Origin of the sequence: Lysinibacillus sp. UBA5990 (assembly GCF_002429815.1) — a bacterium.
Taxonomy (GTDB): domain Bacteria; phylum Bacillota; class Bacilli; order Bacillales_A; family Planococcaceae; genus Lysinibacillus; species Lysinibacillus fusiformis.
This window is the reverse complement of record NZ_DJAY01000011.1, coordinates 539711-556465: the sequence shown is the minus strand read 5'-3', so window position 1 is coordinate 556465 and position 16755 is coordinate 539711. Positions and strand designations below refer to the sequence as shown.

Genomic DNA, 16755 nt, shown 5'->3' with positions numbered 1-16755 from the left:
CAAATACTAATAGCTACTACTCTTCATCAGCGCTGATTGCTAGATTATATTGTAATGCAAACTATCTTACAATTCAATTTATTTTTTCCTTCTCGGTCCTTCATCCTCATCAGGGGATGCTAAAGTAATGGAAAGCTCTTCCACGATTTGGCGTATGGCAAAGAAGATTTCCTGACGTACTTCTAGCATGACGGCTGTATCATTTGTAGCGACGTAGAAACGAATAAGCACACGATAACTATCATGATGAAATTCATCGATAAAAACATGGATCATGTCTTTCTCTGTGTTAGCATGTAAATAAATTTCCTTATGAATAGCCGATAAGGCACTGCGTAATGTGTCTTCTTCATTGGTAGCAGCTACATATAAAAATTGTTCGCACTTGCGCTTTTCTCGTCTCGATAAGTTGTAAATGGGACGATTAACCAAATAAGAGTTCGGCACATAGACAAGCCCTTTATCCCCTGTTTGAATTAAGGTACTGCGAAGATTAATATCCTCAATGGTTCCTTCAATTTTTTGATCTTCGGTCGCAATCCAATCACCAATTTGAAATGGATTATCAAGCGCCACGGACATACCACCAAACACATGGGCTAATGTATCTCGAATCCCAAAAGCAATCGCTACTCCCGTTAAGCCAATTCCTGTTAAAAAGCCATTCAGATTAAAGTTCCAAAATGAGGCGATTGTGAACATGGCAAAAATCATAATGAGTACTTTACCAATTCGTAGGAAAAAAGGTAGTAGTACATTTTGGTCCTCTTCACTGGTTAATTGAAGTGGCTGCTTTGTATAGAAATTTAATACGTCATATACACCCTTAAAAGCAAAAAACACCATAATAGACAGTACAAAATTTTTCGTTGATTTATGCGTAAATAAAGGAACTTCTATTAAATAAGATAAGCTTAGCACAATGACTGCTGTCATAAATGCATAGCCAATGGCTTTACTAAATTGAGCAAGCACATTTGCTTGGAAATTTCGATGACGATTTTTTAAAAAGATCACCAGACGATTAATTATTTTTTTTATGATGAATCGTTGAATCAGCCAACCAACTATACAAATAATGATTGCTATTAAGACGTCCATCCAAGAGGGGACTGTAAATTTAGGTAAAATCCAATGTAATGAATCCATGTATATCTCCTTTAGTACCTATGTATCTCCAATAAAAAGGAGCTGACCTTACGTAAAGGTTAGCCCCTTTCTGTTATTGTATTGCATCATCCGCAAAAAAAGCCTTATTGGCAAACCAAAATTGTTGTTTATTAAAATTATCTTCATGCATCGCAATAACAGAAAACTCAGCAAGGTATTTTCGTTTCATTTCCTCCAGCATCGCTTTTGCTTGCTTACTGACAAGATGCTTTCCATCTATAGGGGTGCCCTCTGTAAATATAATAACTTCCGCTTCGGAGCCTAGTTGATTTTCATGAAGTAATGATCTGACAAACTGTAGAACTGGCAAAAGTTCAGCTTCGCCTTTAGCTTTATATTCAATAAAGTTCTTAAAATCCGCTAAATTTAAATGACCATTTTCAAAGCGATAATGAACATCGATTTGCCGATCATAAGGGATAATATATAAATCGCGTTTTTCGCGATGGGCATTCATAAATAACGGTAATATCATGCTTTTACACAGCTCAGAATAAGCTTCCATCCCAGTCGTCTGCTCTAAACAAATAATCAGGGGTCCAGGTTCCTGTTTATAGTCATGAAAAGGTACATAAAAAACATTGCCATTCTTTGTTGTTTGCTGTTTGAGCTTTTGACGTCTCAGCTCTGACCATTTCCGTTCGTAATACAAACGCTGCTCCTTACCATTTGCCAGTCTCTCAGCCTTCTCAATAGCAGGAATGTTTTCCCTAATTTCATGCAGAATGTCTGCCAATTCCAGTGCAAATGCTGCCATATTTCGTAATGGTTCACTCTTGAAGAAATAGTCGATAAAATAGTGTTGTTCCCTGTTGCTTAATTCCTCAAGATGTAAGTTTTCATAGAGAAAACGTAAATAATTACGTTGTTCTAGTGACAAATCTTGATCAAACTTTTCTATGAGTGATTCTATCGGATTTTTCACAAGCAGCACCTCCTAAGCACCACATTTTTTTGGATATTGTCTATAGTATAACCAAAAAAATTTTTTGACAATACAAAACACTCGTTATATAGACGCCACATAAAAACACAATGTTGCTGCTTATAATCGTTTTTTTCAAAAGAAAAGAAGAGCTAACAAGTAGCTCTTCTTCCTTAATTATTTAATTCATAGTGCTTGCCTTTTACTAAGTAAAAAAGGTGTTCAGCGATATTAGTAGCATGATCTGCAGAACGCTCTAAATATCGGCAAATAAATGTTAAATGAGTAATTTGAGAAATATGTGCTGGGTCTTCAACGCCTGCACGTAGCAAAAGTGTAACCGTAGCTCCATATAAATCATCCACATAATCATCTAGCTCAGCGATTTCTTTAGCACGAACAGTATCTTCCTCTGTAAAGGCCTTCATGATGCTCTCTAGCATTTCTACAGTTTTATTGCACATCGTTTGTAGGTTTGTCATAGGGAACACAATCGGTTCTTTTCCAATTCGAATCGCTTCTTTGGCGATATTCACCGCATAATCGCCCACTCTTTCCATATCTGCTGCTGCTTTCACAAGGACCATGAGACGACGTAAATCTGTGGCTACAGGCTGTTGCTTAGCAATCATAAGGATCACATGGTCGTTTATTTCTTCTTCAAGCCGGTTTATGATTAAATCATCTTCAAGTATTTTCAAAGCTTTTTCTAAATTCTGTTCGACTAATGCCTCAAAAGCCGTTTTTAATGCGAAAATACTGCTATTGGCAAGTGCAATAAATTGCCCCTGAACTTCTTTTAACTCCTGTTCAAAACGTTCACGTACTACCATCGATTGCTCCTCCTTAGCCGAAACGTCCTGAAATATAATCTTCCGTACGTTGATCTGATGGTGTTTGGAAGATGATATCTGTTTTATCGTATTCTACAACTTCTCCGCTCAGGAAGAACGCTGTACGATCAGAGATACGGGCAGCTTGCTGCATATTATGGGTCACAATGATAATGGAATAGTCTTTTTTCAACTCTTGCACAAGCTCTTCCACTTTTAGTGTAGAAATTGGGTCTAATGCAGAGGTTGGTTCATCCATTAAAATGACATCTGGCTCAATCGCTAAGCATCTTGCAATACAAATACGCTGTTGCTGACCACCAGATAAACCATAGGCATTTTGATTTAAACGATCTTTGACCTCATCCCAAATGGCTGCTCCTCTCAGAGACTTTTCAACTATTTCATCTAAAATCTTTTTATTTTTAATACCATGGATTCTTGGACCGTAGGCAATATTATCATAAATAGATTTTGGGAATGGGTTTGGCTTTTGGAACACCATTCCTACGCGTGTTCTTAATTCCTCAACCGTATAGTTTTTATTTAAAATATTACGCTCACGGTATAAAATTTCACCAGATGTACGAACGCTAGGAACAAGCTCTACCATTCTGTTTAATGTTTTTAAATACGTAGATTTACCACAGCCAGAAGGACCGATAATCGCCGTTACTTCATTTTCATAAATACTTAAATTAATATCCTTTAGGCCTTGATGATCACCGTACCATAAATTCAAGTTACGTGTATCATAAACAATATTTTTCGCTATATCAGCGGAAGATTTCGTCGTCGATTGATTCAATTTGACAATTGTTTTTTCCTCTTTTAAATCTAGTACCATAAGGTCACCTCATTAATAACGTTTTTGGAATTTATTTCGAATAAAGATGGCAATAGAGTTCATCAATAGAAGAACAGTCATAAGCACTAAAATACCAGCTGCGGCCACATACTGAAATGCTTCTTGCGGACGTTTTGCCCAATCATAGATTTGCATCGGTAAAGCTGTGAATTGACTTAATAAACCATTCGGTAAAAATTGTAGAATGACTGGAATTCCGATTACGACAAGTGGCGCTGTCTCCCCTATAGCACGGGACATAGCCAAAATACTTCCTGTCAAAATACCTGGAATAGCAGCTGGAAGCACCACTCGTAAAATCGTTTGCCATTTTGTTGCGCCCATCCCATATGAAGCTTCACGTTGCTCATTCGGTACTGCACGAATGGCCTCTTGTGCCGCAACAATAATGACCGGTAAAATTAATAAACTCATAGTTAGGCCAGCAGCTAAAACGCTTTTGCCTAGTCCCATCATACGTACAAAAATAGTTAAACCTAGTAATCCAAAAACGATGGAAGGTACACCCGCTAGATTTGAGATATTCATACGAATAAAGTCGTTGATTCTATTTTTCTTGGCATATTCCTCTAAATATATTGCCGTACCTACTCCTAAAATAATGGATACGGGCGCTACAACTGCCATTAACCAAAGTGAACCTATTAGGGCAGCTTTGACACCTGCTTTATCTGCAAAACGTGATGCAAAATTCATTAAGAAATCAATATTTAAATAATCAATTCCTTGTGTCACAATGCGGTAAAGCAAAATAGCTAAGGTAACAAGCGCAAACGTAGTAGCTAAGAAAAATAAGGTTTTCCAAACTTTATTGAATGTAATACGCTTTGTCATTCGTTTCATGACGACTGTGTCATCCATATAGCGCATCTAGTAAACCTCCCTGAAGCGTTTCGAAATATAGTGAGCAAGTAAATTCATTACTAGCGTAAAGATAAATAGTGTAAATCCAACAGAATAGATTGAGTAGTAAATAGTTGTTCCATAACCTGCATCACCTGTTGAAACTTGTACGATGTATGCTGTCATTGTTTGGATAGAATCCGTAACATTAAGATCAAATTTCGGTGTCGATCCACCTGCAAGCGAAACAATCATCGTTTCCCCAATTGCCCGGGAAATAGCTAATACTATAGATGCTATAATACCGGATAGTGCTGCCGGTAGTACTACCTTAATAGCTACCTCAAATTTTGTTGCACCTAGAGCTAAAGCCCCTTCACGCATACTATTTGGTACCGATGACATGGCATCCTCAGATAGAGAAGTGATCATTGGTAAAATCATAATCCCAACAACTATCCCTGGGCTAAGTGCATTGAATAATTTAAGTCCAGGCACAATTTCTTGTAATAAAGGTGTGACAAACGTTAAAGCAAAGAATCCGTAAACGATAGTCGGTACACCTGCTAAAACTTCTAAAATAGGTTTCACGATACGTCTTGTTTTTTCACTTGCATATTCACTTAAATAGATAGCTGAAGCAATTCCAAATGGTACGGCTACTACAACTGCAATAAGTGTCACTTTTAATGTACCAGCGATTAACGGCAAAATCCCAAACAACGGTTCATTCCCTGAAAACGGTAACCACTTCGTCCCAAAAAGGAAATCCGTTATCGACACACGTTTAAAGAATTCAAACGTTTCAAAAATAAGGGTGAAAACAATGCCAAATGTCGTTAAAATAGAGATAATTGCTGCAGAAAATAATAGAGCTGGCATTGCTTTTTCCACTATTTTCTTAGTTTTATGATTGCGCGAATTTGCAATTAATTGCTGCACAGATGATGTCTTATTTTCCTTTTGAGAAACCATTGGGAGCTCCTTTCAAATAAGGGAGGGAAAGAGCATACATCTCTTTCCCTCTATGCATGTCTACTTATTTCAAGCCTTCTAAAGTTTTTAAGCCTTCAGTATATTTTTCTTCAGGTAAACGAACATAGCCAACAGCTTCAGCCATATCACCTGCGTTTTCTAATGTAAATTTAATGAAATCATATGCCGCTTCATTATCTTTCATGGCACTATTTTTCACATATGTGAATAGTGGACGTGAAAGCGGCGTATATTCTCCTGCTTCAATTGTTTCATTATTTGGCTCTACACCATTTACTTTGACAATATTTAATTTATCTTTATTTTCTAGATAGTAAGCATAACCAAAGAATCCGATAGCGTTTTTGTCACCTGATACACCTTGAACTAGCATATTATCATCCTCTGATAATGTTGCTGAGCTTACTAGATCCGCTCCATCTAAAATGATTTCATCAAAGTAATCGTATGTTCCTGAATCAGTACCTGGTGAATAGTAAACGATTTTCTCATCTGGCCAAGATGGATCAATGTCAGACCATTTCTTATCTTTTCCATCTTCAATCCAGATCTTTTGTAATTGTTCTACTGTTAAATCTTTCGCCCAATCATTTTCTGGATTCACGACTACTGATAAACCATCATATGCTAGAGCTAGCTCTGTATAATCAATGCCAGCTTCTCCTAGTTTAGCTTTCTCTTCATCTTTTATATTACGAGATGCATTTGAAAAGTCTGTTTCACCTGCGATGAATTTTTCAAAACCACCACCTGTACCAGAAACCCCTACTGATACTTTGACATCTGGTTGTGCGCCTGCATACTCTTCAACAACTGCCTCAATAATTGGTGCAACTGTTGATGAGCCATCTCCAGCTACAGAGCCTTGTAGCTTTTCATCAGCAGCTTCTTGTCCTGAACTTGCTGGTGCGTTCGTTTCAGCATTGTTTCCATTTTGTGCAGAATCGCTACCACATGCACCTAGCATTAATGCAGAACCCATTACTGCTGTCATCGTTAAGTACTTCCACTTTTTCATCTCATTTGCCTCCGTCATGAACTGTTTTATAGTTATTTGTCTTACAATCTTTACTATAATGACTGATTGTTGAAGTCGTATAAACGGTTCGTAAAAGAGATGTAAATGAATGTAATGCTTTGTAAACGATTGTAAAGACGCATTTACAATTAATTTTCTCTTTGCTATGACTGTGCCCAGATTTTGAACTTTCGCCTGCTTAAATCTGTACCATTTTCTCATCATGCAATTGAAAATTCGATATTCAATGAAAGATACCAATCCATATGTATTTCACTCTTCTATAAAGAGGTTAGAATTTGATTCCTATTTGAAAGATGCTATAATAGTCAATTGTGTCAGGAAATACTTTATCTTGATTCAGTAAATGTTTTTGTACCAACATATAAGCTAGGTACAACCCCTTTCTACAGAAGGGAAAGATAAAGCCTTCAGAGGATGTCACAGATTTTCAACTAGAAGATGTGGTCATTATATTGGTAAGGCGTAATGAATGAGGAGTTTGACCTTTGTCATGAAACATGCAAACGTACAAAATGCCGATTATTTTAAAACCTATCTATCACTAATAATGGAACATCGAGAATTTACACTTCAAGAGGCGATTGATTTTATGGTAGCTTCTTATTTCTATCATAATTTAGAACTGTATGGCGTAAAACCAAGAGAGCAATTTGAATTAGCCATCCGCCAGTTATCTGCATGAAGCCTATTTCGTCCATAAAAAAATAACCGCTAGGCATCCCAGTGCCTAGCGGTTTTCTTATTCTTGCTCATCCTCGCCAATTTTTTCCTCTGTAATAGCTGGTAAAATTGGCTGTTTCACATTACTATCTGTTACTTTTTCAGCTTGATATTTTGCTTTTAATTCAAAGTACTTATCTAATGACCGTCTAGCAATGACATTATTTTGGTAGTAATGTGGAGCTAAATTTGTATTTACCCATGGGATCACAACTGCATAGGCAATTTCAGGGTTTTCATATGGTGCAAAACCGACATGTGTTAAGTTAATTGTGTTTGTACCAAAGTGTTCACGCAATGGACCATAATAAACTACCTCAGCAGTACCTGTTTTCCCTGCTGCCGTATAAGGAGCATCCGCAAATTGAGCACGTGCAGTACCATATGAACCAGTATATACACGACGCAGTCCTTGCTTTACATAATCAATCTCTTCCTTAGGATTATCAATTTGATTAAGAATAGTTGGCCCTATTTCAGTCACTAATTGTCCCAGTTGCTTGCCATCCTGTGATGGATCACGAACTTCTTTCACAACATGTGGCTGAATCCGGTAGCCACCATTAGCTATTGTTGAAATATATTGTGCTAATTGTAGAGGTGTATACGTGTCATACTGACCAATTGCTAAGTCAAGTGTTTTACCACCCATTGTTGGACCTGATGGACCACGAACACCACTAAATTCATTCGGCAAATCAATGCCTGTTTTCACACCTAATCCAAATTGCGCATAATTATTACGCATTTTCGAGAACGTATCGTCCTTTAAACGTAATGGCATACCATAGCTATAAGGTGTTCCATTAAGCAATAGAGCAATCTTAAACATATAAGAGTTGGAAGAACGTTCTAATGCCAACAGATCATTCATTGGTACATAGCCATATCGATTAAAAATAGACGCTTTAGGTTCTGTGCTAGCTAATTTAATCGGTTCATCACCCATTGAAGTGCCCATCGAGATAACGTCTTGATTGTACCCTGTAAGAACTGTTGCTCCCTTAACAGATGAGCCTGCCTCATAAGCTGTCGTAAATGTTCCATATCCATAATCAACAATTTCAGTTTTCCCTGTCTCAGGATTCTTTTCTATTTTCTTACCAACCATAGATAGGACATCCCCTGTATTAGGGTCCATCATAATTAAAAAGGCACGATCTAATAAATACGATCCAGGAAGAGCTTTTAAATTAAGCAGTTCTTCTTCTACAATTTTCTCAGTTTCAGCCTGTAGCTCACTATCCAGTGATAAAATTAAATCTTTACCAGGCTCACCTTCATAAGTTGTAATAGTATCGACTACCTGCCCTTTTTTATTGGTAATATTTTTGACAACTGTTTTTTGACCTTGTAGTAGCTCTTCATATTGCGCCTCAATATAACTTTCCCCTACTCGATCATTTCGTGAATAATCACGGGCTAAATAATAATTCAGCTTCTCTTTTGGTATCCCTTTTGTTGGGACAGTTGTACGACCAAGAATCGATAGAGAAGATAATTTTACGCGTTTCCAATCTGTCGTTGTGTTAACTCCTGGCAGTTCCGTTAAACGCTCGGAGACACGTGCAAATTCTTCTGCTGAGACATCTTCACTTTTTATAATTTGAGGTGATAAATTATAGCCAGAAGTCATCTCTCTAAAGATTGCTAATACTTCTAAATCTTTCTCTGACAATTGCAAAAGTTCTTCATTCGTAATGCGTTCACGTACTAGTTTATCAATTTCTGCATTGATTTGACTTGTCGTAATATTTTCTTTTGCTCGAATTTTAGCTTCTTCTGCCTTTGTCACTTTTTCGTAGGCTGCATCATGATTTTTGATAATCCAAAAATCTTGTTTATCACGCAATGTGACGCGTTTCGTTGGTTGTTCAATTAATTGTGCCAGCTTTTCAGCTATATTTAGCATTTCATCTGTTGTAGTCGTTTGCATTTTCGTATACGTAATCGCATTTTCCGGGTGATTATCTACTAAAATACGACCGTAACGATCATACATTCTACCCCTAGGCACACTCGTATTGACAGGAACTTCTTCTGTACTCTCTAAAAGTCGTACATACTCTTCCCCTTTCACGATTTGCATATAACCCAGTCTAAAAATCAACATTGAAAATACGATAAATATTGCAAAGAAAAGGATATTCATACGAAATGTTAAATTAGAGTGATGTTTTGCTTTAACACTCGCTGCGCGATTTTTCCCTGGTGCTTTGCGCATATGTATTCCCCTCCTTATATTTTTTCATTTCAATACACGATACTTAGTATACCATTCGTAGGTTTGACAGGAAAGCATGCACTTGACAATTATTACGGAAAACATCATTTATTTGACGGCATCTAAGGTGGAAAGGTTGCCCTATTTGTTCTATCCATTTCTTTTGTACTTTTATCCAATAAAAAAAGGCTATGCCTTAGTGATTTCTCACCTTAGCATAGCCATCTCTATTCAATCATTATTTAGCAGCTTGGAATTTAGCTTCAACTACATCCCAGTTTACTACGTTCCAGAATGCACCGATGTAATCTGGACGACGGTTTTGGTAGTTTAAGTAGTATGCGTGCTCCCAAACATCTAAGCCTAGAATTGGTTTTTTACCTTCCATTACTGGAGAGTCTTGGTTTGGAGTAGAAGTAACAGCAACTGAGTCACCATCCACGATTAACCATGCCCAACCTGAACCGAAGCGAGTTGTAGCAGCTTTTGCAAATTCTTCTTTGAAAGCATCGAAAGAACCGAATTTCGCATCAATTGCTTTTGCTACTTCGCCAACTGGAGTATTAGAACCGCCTGGAGCGATTACTTCCCAGAATAGTGTATGGTTAGCATGTCCGCCACCGTTGTTACGTACAGCAGTTTGTTTGTCAGCTGGAAGAGCATCAAGGTTTGCGATTAAGTCGTTTATGTCTTTTTCTGCAAATTCAGTACCTTCTACTGCTGCGTTTAAGTTTGTTACATAAGTATTGTGGTGTTTAGAATGGTGAATTTCCATTGTTTTTGCATCGATATGTGGTTCTAATGCGTCGTAAGCGTAAGTTAATTGTGGTAATTCGTAAGCCATTGTTAAGTTCCTCCCTAAAATAAGAAATATTTAGTACATCAATAGATTATCAAAATTGGTCAAACCATTCAATGAAAAATACTTCATTTAGAAGATTTCAGCCTTTTGACTGAAAAACCAATACGTATACTATCTTACCCGGTAGTCCCATACATTAAACCTCGCACGTAAACATTATATCGCGATAAAAAAAACAATGATCATTACGATTTGAATTACAGCCTTTACAATAGTAGAAGTTAAAAAGCCTACTAATGAGCCAAAACCACTTTTCACAGCCTCACTAAATGTTCGCTTCTCTACAATTAATTCAGCGATAACTGCCCCTAAAAATGGGCCAATTAAAATCCCAGCCACAGGGATGACGAATGGGCCAAATAATAATCCAATGGTACTTCCCCACATTCCAGCATTGGAGCCGCCAAACTTTTTAATGCCAAATGCATTTGCCAATGTGTCCGCCCCAAATAACAGCACTACAAATAATATTTCAATAATCCAGAACCACCAGCTTAACTCAGAGAAGGAGAAAAATAAGCCATATAGCAGGAATCCTCCGACTAAAAATAAGACACCTGGTATAATCGGATAGACTAAACCAACAAATGAAATAATAAAGCAGGCTACTACTAAAATCCAGCCAACAACTTCCATAGAATTTCTCTCCTTTTTCGTACGTTGTCTTTCATACGGACAAACAAAGTGAAAAGTTTCACTTTGTTAATGGCGAATACCTAAAATTGAATCTGCAATATTAACCGCATGGTCACCAATACGTTCCAGATTACTTACAATGTCCATATAGACAATTCCTGCCGCTCCACTGCATTCATTCGTATTCAAACGTGCAATATGTTTCTGACGAAGCTTATCTTCCATATCGTCTATCAAGCTTTCAAGCTCCGTCACCTCTTGAGCTAAACTTAAGCTCGCTGTATCCAACGCCTCTATGCTTTTACGGACAGCCTCGATGGCTAAACTAAACATGCCAATTAAATCTTGTCTTGCCGATTTACTTAAGCTCACTTCATGATGATCCTTGTATTGTAAAAGCTCTAATATATTCTCAAAGTGATCACCAATTCGTTCGAAGTCTCGCACATTTGTTAATAATGTATGATGTCTTACTGAGTCTGCACGAGAAAGGGGCTGCTTAGACACCATTACTAAATAATCGGTAATTTCATTATCTAGATGATTAAGGCCTGCCTCTAATTGTAAAACTGTAGGAATATGTTCAGCTTCCCCTGATTTCATATATAGAAACGTTTCTTCTAAGCCTCGTAAAGCATGTTCACCCATTCGTAATACTTCCTCTTTGGCTTGGCCAAGGGCTATCGCTGGGGAGGAATCAATAAAAGAAGGATCTAAATGCTTAGTTGTGACATTGATATGCCCATCATGTCCTGGTATCAATTTCGTTACTAATGCTGCCAATCCTGCAATAAATGGAAGTTGAATCATCATATTAAATACATTAAATGAGCCGTGAGCAATTGCAATTTGCATACGAGGCTCTAAATGAAATAATCCACTGACCCATTGAACATATTGCATAAATGGGGTAAAAAAAATCATGAAAATAATTGTACCGATCACATTAAAGAGTACATGTGCAGCGGCTGCCCGTTTTGCATAAATAGAAGCGCCCAGTGACGCTAATACCGCCGTAATCGTCGTACCAATATTTTCCCCAAATAAAATCGGTAAGGCACTGTTCAACCCGATCAAATGCTCAGCATATAAGCCTTGTAGCACACCAACCGTGGCCGTAGAGCTTTGTACAAGTAAGGTAAAAACAGTGCCTAATAATATACCTAAAATGGGTTGATTACTTAAATGAAGCGTTAGCGATGCAAAATCTGCCAGTTGATGTAGTGACTGCATACTTGCACTCATTAACTCTAACCCTAAAAATAAGCCACCAAAGCCAAATAAAATTTGACCAATATGTTGGTATGTTGCTTTTTTTAAGAAAAATAAACAGCCTGCCCCGATTGCTAACAAGGGATAAAAATAGATACCAATATTAATACCAATAATAAATGCTGTAATGGTTGTACCAATATTTGCTCCCATAATTACGCCGATTGCTTGACGTAACGTTAAAAATCCGGCACTCACTAACCCTACAGTAATGACTGTCGTTGCAGAACTTGACTGAATGCAAATTGTTACAAATATGCCTACTAAAACTCCCATGATGGGGTTAGTTGTAAAGCGATTTAACCATTCGCGTAATCGATCATCCGCTGATTTCTGAAGCCCATCACCCATAAATTTAATGGAAAATAAGAAGACTCCTAACCCACCTAAAAATTGAAAGAGTATGCTTTGCCAATCTATTGTCAATTGTTTTCGCTCCAATTCCTACGTCTCTACTACTCTATTTCTAATCTTTAATTGATTACAAACAAAAAGTAAAGAAATCCTTTAACTTCTTTACATAATGTTAACATTTTATCATCAAGTCTCCCTTCATTAATACTTCTTTCATACCCTATGCTCTTTGAACATGTTAATATATTGATTGGAGGAGATATAGTATGAAACACTCACAGCTATTTATCGATAGTCTCATTCATCCTAAAAAACTAGCAGCCTATCGTTTACTACCTATCGGAAAAGTTATTCAGTATACTTTTCTACTCATTACCCTTGTAACTGTTTTCTCTTTAGGTAGATTTGCAGCGGGTATGTCTGTTGATACGATTGATATGAACAGTTTAAATGGTTTAACTGAATACATAGATGGCATTAAATGGCTCTTATATCCGTTCACGTTCTTAATGCTTTTTGTCTTTACAACCATGCTGATTTTTGCGCAAATTGCTCTCTATGCCTTAGCCGGTTTATTTATCTTAAAAGTCATGAAACGTCGTGGTGAATACCGGCATATTTGGCGGACAACAACGTTTGCCATTACGTGGGCAACATTATTGTCGATGTTAGCAGAATATTTACCGATTAACAGTACGATTATCTCTGTTTTTTCTTTATTACTGACTATCGTTCTATTAATTGTGGCCTTTACAAAATATCCAAAACAACCAATATCAAAATAATGTGCATGAATCCCCCCTCTTCTAAATATAGTGTAGAAAAGGAGGGGTTTTTTTGCGAGCATTCATCTTAACAGCTATCATTATTATCATCGCTTTTGTAGTGAAAGTAGATTTAACTGAGGGATCGATACCCCTTGCTGCTTTACAAACAAAAAGTATTCATGGCCAATGTGAACAGCAACGTGAGCCAAATTATATCACCGTACAAACTATTGAAGGAGATACTATTCATAGTTTATTTGCCTTACACCCTGCAAAAGTTCCCATGACATTCCCAGAACGCTTACAATTATTTTACAACTTAAACCCACACTTACAATTACAGGAATTAATTCCTGGTGAAAATATTAAGCTTCCTCTTACGTTTGAGTTCGAAAACAAATGCGGAAAATGAAAAGTTAGCGTTTCTTCCTTGTCCTTATTTTCTTACACTGCTAAAATAAATGACAGTGACGGCTGAAAATAGTGGCCCGAAAAGGAGAGAAAGTTAATGAGTGAAATTTGTCACCGTTCAAATACACGTCCTGTACGTGTCGGTAACTTAACAATTGGTGGTAGTAATGAATTATTCATTCAAAGTATGTGTACAACAAAAACACATGATGTAGATGCAACAGTGGCAGAAATTCTTCGACTTGAAGAAGCAGGCTGTCAAATAGTTCGTGTTGCAGTTCCAGATGAGCGTGCTGCAGATGCAATTGCCGAAATCAAAAAACGTATCCATATTCCATTAGTAGCTGATATTCATTTTGACTATAGATTAGCATTAAAAGCCATTGAAAATGGTATCGATAAAGTACGTATTAACCCAGGTAATATTGGTCGTAAAGAAAAAGTGGAGGCTGTCGTGAATGCAGCTAAAGCAAAGGGTATTCCAATTCGTATTGGTGTAAATGCTGGTTCATTAGAGCGTCATATTTTAGAAAAATACGGTTATCCAACTGCTGATGGTATGGTTGAATCTGCTCTTCACCATATTAAAATTTTAGAAGACTTGGACTTCCACGATATTATTGTATCGATGAAGGCATCTGACGTAAATCTTGCCATTGAAGCTTATGAAAAAGCGGCTAAGGCTTTTAATTATCCGCTACATTTAGGTATTACAGAATCAGGTACACTATTTGCTGGTACTGTAAAATCAGCGGCTGGACTTGGAGCCATCCTATCAAAAGGAATTGGTAACACATTACGTATTTCACTTTCAGCAGACCCTGTTGAGGAAATAAAAGTAGCACGTGAACTATTAAAATCCTTTGGTCTAGCTTCTAATATGGCAACACTGATCTCTTGTCCAACATGTGGGCGCATTGAGATTGATTTAATTTCCATTGCTAATGAAGTAGAAGAATATATTTCTAAATTGAAGGTACCTTTAAAAGTAGCAGTATTAGGCTGTGCGGTAAACGGTCCTGGTGAAGCACGTGAAGCAGATATCGGTATTGCTGGTGCGCGTGGTGAGGGCTTGTTATTCATGAAAGGGAAAACAGTTCGTAAAGTCCCTGAAGAAACAATGGTTGAAGAGTTGAAAAAAGAAATTGATAAATTAGCGGCAGAGATGGAAGAAAAACGTGCAGCAGAAGAAGCACAAAAAGCGAATGCCTAAGGAGGTACTAGCATGAAAAAGCCCCGCTTCGGTATTGATATTGATGGGACTGTAACATGTCCAAGTACGCTCATCCCACATATTAATAAACAATACAACGTAAATATTACGCTTGATGATGTTTGTGAGTATGATTTTTTATCAGCCTTTCCGCACCCTGTTGATCGAAGTGCCTTTAACACATGGTTTAAAGAAAACGAGCCTTATATGTATGAAGTGTCGGAAGTGGCAGAAGATGCGAAAAATATTCTAACTGCTTGGCAAAATTCTTATGAGCTCTACTATATTTCAGCACGAGGCGAAAATGTAGCAGACATTACGATGAATTGGTTTAAAACTCAGGCTATCCCTTATGACCATATCGAACTTTTAGGAAGCCATGATAAATTAGCAGTTGCTAAAAAGCATCATGTAGAAGCTTTCTTTGAGGATAAGCACGATAATGCGGTTATGCTGGCTGAGGAACTAAAAATTCCTGTAGTGTTATTTGATACGCCTTATAACCGTCTTGCTGTTCCTGACAATGTTGTAAGGGTGTATAACTGGCAAGAAGCCAATCAATTTATCACAAATCATTTCAAATAATATAAAGGAGAGTCGTGTTCAGATAAAGAACACGACTCTTTTATTGGCCACCTGCGAATGGCAAAGTTTTGAGCAGAAGCCGTTCAAACAAGCTCGTTTGACAATGACCTGCTTATTTGCCACTATACTTCCAGAATTCCTCGTATCCAACGCTCCACAAAGTTTTCAAAGGTAATGCCATAATTATCGTAGACGGCATGATAAACAAAATAAGTTCCTAAACGATCAAGAATTTCATCATTAATTTTCATCACAAACCGCTCCTTTTCTACTTGTTTTTCACCAAATCTTCATACTTCTATGCTTCCCAAATGACGAACAATCGAGTGGAGGTCGCATCGTTGCAAAACCGTCACAATCTACCGCTTTCATGCCCTTTCTTCGTATTTTTCTTTTCGATAAGATAGTAGTAACAACTTGCTAGACTGGAGGGACTACTTGTGAAATGGATGGCAAAATTAGCTTGTATGACTTGCATCTGCGCACTACTGACAGGCTGTGGTGATCGATTATCAGAAATTAAAGATGCAGCTTCTGGCATCAACACAGCGGCAAACTCCGCGGCTAGTGCAGTTAGTCGAGATGTACATGCTATACGCGCTATAGACATTAACTATAAAGATACATCTTTCACGGTTAATGACCTATTTAAAACTATTTTACGTGACATACGCTGGGATTATGACCCGGAAAAAAATGAGCTACATGTGAGAGGCACTTGGCAACCCCCACTATTTTCTGATCAGCCATGGAATGATGAGTTGAAAGAAAAGCTTGCTGAGTCAGGCATTGTTGACGTTACATGCAAAATAATTGATGATAAAATTGATAGCTCTCAAACTACAACGACCGTTATTTTTAATAATGAAAATCTCTTACAAAAAAATGGAGAAGATGCACTCCATCACCTATATGATACCTATTTACTGTCAACACACTAAAAACGTTTCTGCCATGATAACTGGCAGAAACGTTTTTTATAATAAGTCTTACAATTTTGAAATATTAGGTGCTTTTATTTGAATAAAATAAAA

At 37.3% G+C, this 16755-nt stretch carries 18 protein-coding genes and 1 other annotated feature (1 of these 19 running past the window's edge); of the genes, 6 read left to right on the top strand and 12 right to left on the bottom strand.

Annotated features, from left to right (window positions below; translation table 11 throughout):
• Positions 1 to 39, bottom strand: a binding site (T-box leader); it reaches 170 nt to the left of the window's first position.
• Between the two features lie 39 nt (positions 40 to 78).
• The 7 genes from B3D94_RS10205 to B3D94_RS10175 form a co-directional block, all read right to left on the bottom strand.
• A complete protein-coding gene (locus B3D94_RS10205) occupies positions 79 to 1149 on the bottom strand; it encodes a mechanosensitive ion channel family protein (protein WP_291757252.1) in 1071 nt (356 codons plus the stop codon).
• 73 nt (positions 1150 to 1222) lie between these two features.
• Positions 1223 to 2095, bottom strand: a complete 873-nt coding sequence (locus B3D94_RS10200; RefSeq protein WP_291757251.1) for a hypothetical protein — start codon at positions 2093 to 2095, stop codon at positions 1223 to 1225.
• Between the two features lie 173 nt (positions 2096 to 2268).
• Entirely contained in the window at positions 2269 to 2928 is a 660-nt protein-coding gene (phoU, locus tag B3D94_RS10195) for a phosphate signaling complex protein PhoU (RefSeq protein WP_069481968.1), read from the bottom strand.
• A 13-nt stretch (positions 2929 to 2941) separates the two neighbouring features.
• Complete coding sequence (pstB, locus tag B3D94_RS10190) at positions 2942 to 3775, bottom strand: phosphate ABC transporter ATP-binding protein PstB (protein WP_069481969.1); 834 nt, start codon at positions 3773 to 3775, stop codon at positions 2942 to 2944.
• Positions 3776 to 3787: 12 nt separating this feature from the next.
• Positions 3788 to 4666, bottom strand: coding sequence for a phosphate ABC transporter permease PstA (gene pstA, locus B3D94_RS10185; protein ID WP_036127097.1), 879 nt, complete (start codon positions 4664 to 4666; stop codon positions 3788 to 3790).
• A complete protein-coding gene (pstC, locus tag B3D94_RS10180) occupies positions 4667 to 5614 on the bottom strand; it encodes a phosphate ABC transporter permease subunit PstC (RefSeq protein ID WP_025116033.1) in 948 nt (315 codons plus the stop codon). It lies immediately after the preceding gene.
• A gap of 64 nt (positions 5615 to 5678) precedes the next feature.
• Entirely contained in the window at positions 5679 to 6653 is a 975-nt protein-coding gene (locus B3D94_RS10175) for a PstS family phosphate ABC transporter substrate-binding protein (protein WP_069481970.1), read from the bottom strand.
• 514 nt (positions 6654 to 7167) lie between these two features.
• On the opposite strand from B3D94_RS10175, the gene B3D94_RS10170 reads away from it, so the two are divergent.
• Positions 7168 to 7359 carry a hypothetical protein gene (locus tag B3D94_RS10170; protein WP_036221493.1) on the top strand — a complete coding sequence of 64 codons (192 nt, stop codon included), beginning with the start codon at positions 7168 to 7170 and terminating at the stop codon, positions 7357 to 7359.
• A gap of 57 nt (positions 7360 to 7416) precedes the next feature.
• On the opposite strand, the gene B3D94_RS10165 is transcribed toward B3D94_RS10170, so the two are convergent.
• From B3D94_RS10165 to B3D94_RS10150, 4 genes are all read right to left on the bottom strand, one after another.
• A complete protein-coding gene (locus B3D94_RS10165) occupies positions 7417 to 9621 on the bottom strand; it encodes a peptidoglycan D,D-transpeptidase FtsI family protein (protein WP_069481971.1) in 2205 nt (734 codons plus the stop codon).
• A 238-nt stretch (positions 9622 to 9859) separates the two neighbouring features.
• Positions 9860 to 10465: a superoxide dismutase gene (locus B3D94_RS10160; RefSeq protein WP_012295184.1), complete on the bottom strand. Its 606-nt coding sequence runs from the start codon at positions 10463 to 10465 to the stop codon at positions 9860 to 9862.
• Positions 10466 to 10639: 174 nt separating this feature from the next.
• Positions 10640 to 11119, bottom strand: a complete 480-nt coding sequence (locus B3D94_RS10155) for a DUF456 domain-containing protein (protein WP_291757249.1) — start codon at positions 11117 to 11119, stop codon at positions 10640 to 10642.
• A 66-nt stretch (positions 11120 to 11185) separates the two neighbouring features.
• Complete coding sequence (locus B3D94_RS10150; RefSeq protein WP_193832570.1) at positions 11186 to 12817, bottom strand: Na/Pi cotransporter family protein; 1632 nt, start codon at positions 12815 to 12817, stop codon at positions 11186 to 11188.
• 194 nt (positions 12818 to 13011) lie between these two features.
• Between B3D94_RS10150 and B3D94_RS10145 the strand changes: the two genes are divergently transcribed.
• From B3D94_RS10145 to B3D94_RS10130, 4 genes are all read left to right on the top strand, one after another.
• The gene (locus tag B3D94_RS10145; RefSeq protein ID WP_008178344.1) at positions 13012 to 13530 is read left to right on the top strand and encodes a DUF1189 family protein; all 519 of its coding nucleotides are present in this window, start codon (positions 13012 to 13014) and stop codon (positions 13528 to 13530) included.
• 52 nt (positions 13531 to 13582) lie between these two features.
• On the top strand, positions 13583 to 13924 hold the full coding sequence (locus B3D94_RS10140; protein ID WP_291757248.1) for a hypothetical protein: 342 nt from the start codon (positions 13583 to 13585) through the stop codon (positions 13922 to 13924).
• A 96-nt stretch (positions 13925 to 14020) separates the two neighbouring features.
• The gene (gene ispG / locus B3D94_RS10135) at positions 14021 to 15136 is read left to right on the top strand and encodes a flavodoxin-dependent (E)-4-hydroxy-3-methylbut-2-enyl-diphosphate synthase (RefSeq protein WP_069481976.1); all 1116 of its coding nucleotides are present in this window, start codon (positions 14021 to 14023) and stop codon (positions 15134 to 15136) included.
• A gap of 12 nt (positions 15137 to 15148) precedes the next feature.
• A complete protein-coding gene (locus tag B3D94_RS10130) occupies positions 15149 to 15721 on the top strand; it encodes a 5' nucleotidase, NT5C type (protein WP_069481977.1) in 573 nt (190 codons plus the stop codon).
• A gap of 122 nt (positions 15722 to 15843) precedes the next feature.
• Here B3D94_RS10130 and B3D94_RS10125 read toward each other — a convergent pair whose 3' ends face one another.
• A complete protein-coding gene (locus B3D94_RS10125) occupies positions 15844 to 15975 on the bottom strand; it encodes a hypothetical protein (protein WP_269781137.1) in 132 nt (43 codons plus the stop codon).
• Positions 15976 to 16170: 195 nt separating this feature from the next.
• Here B3D94_RS10125 and B3D94_RS10120 point away from each other — a divergent pair, with 195 nt between their 5' ends.
• Complete coding sequence (locus B3D94_RS10120; protein ID WP_254664372.1) at positions 16171 to 16662, top strand: hypothetical protein; 492 nt, start codon at positions 16171 to 16173, stop codon at positions 16660 to 16662.
• The last annotated feature ends 93 nt before the right edge of the window (positions 16663 to 16755 follow it).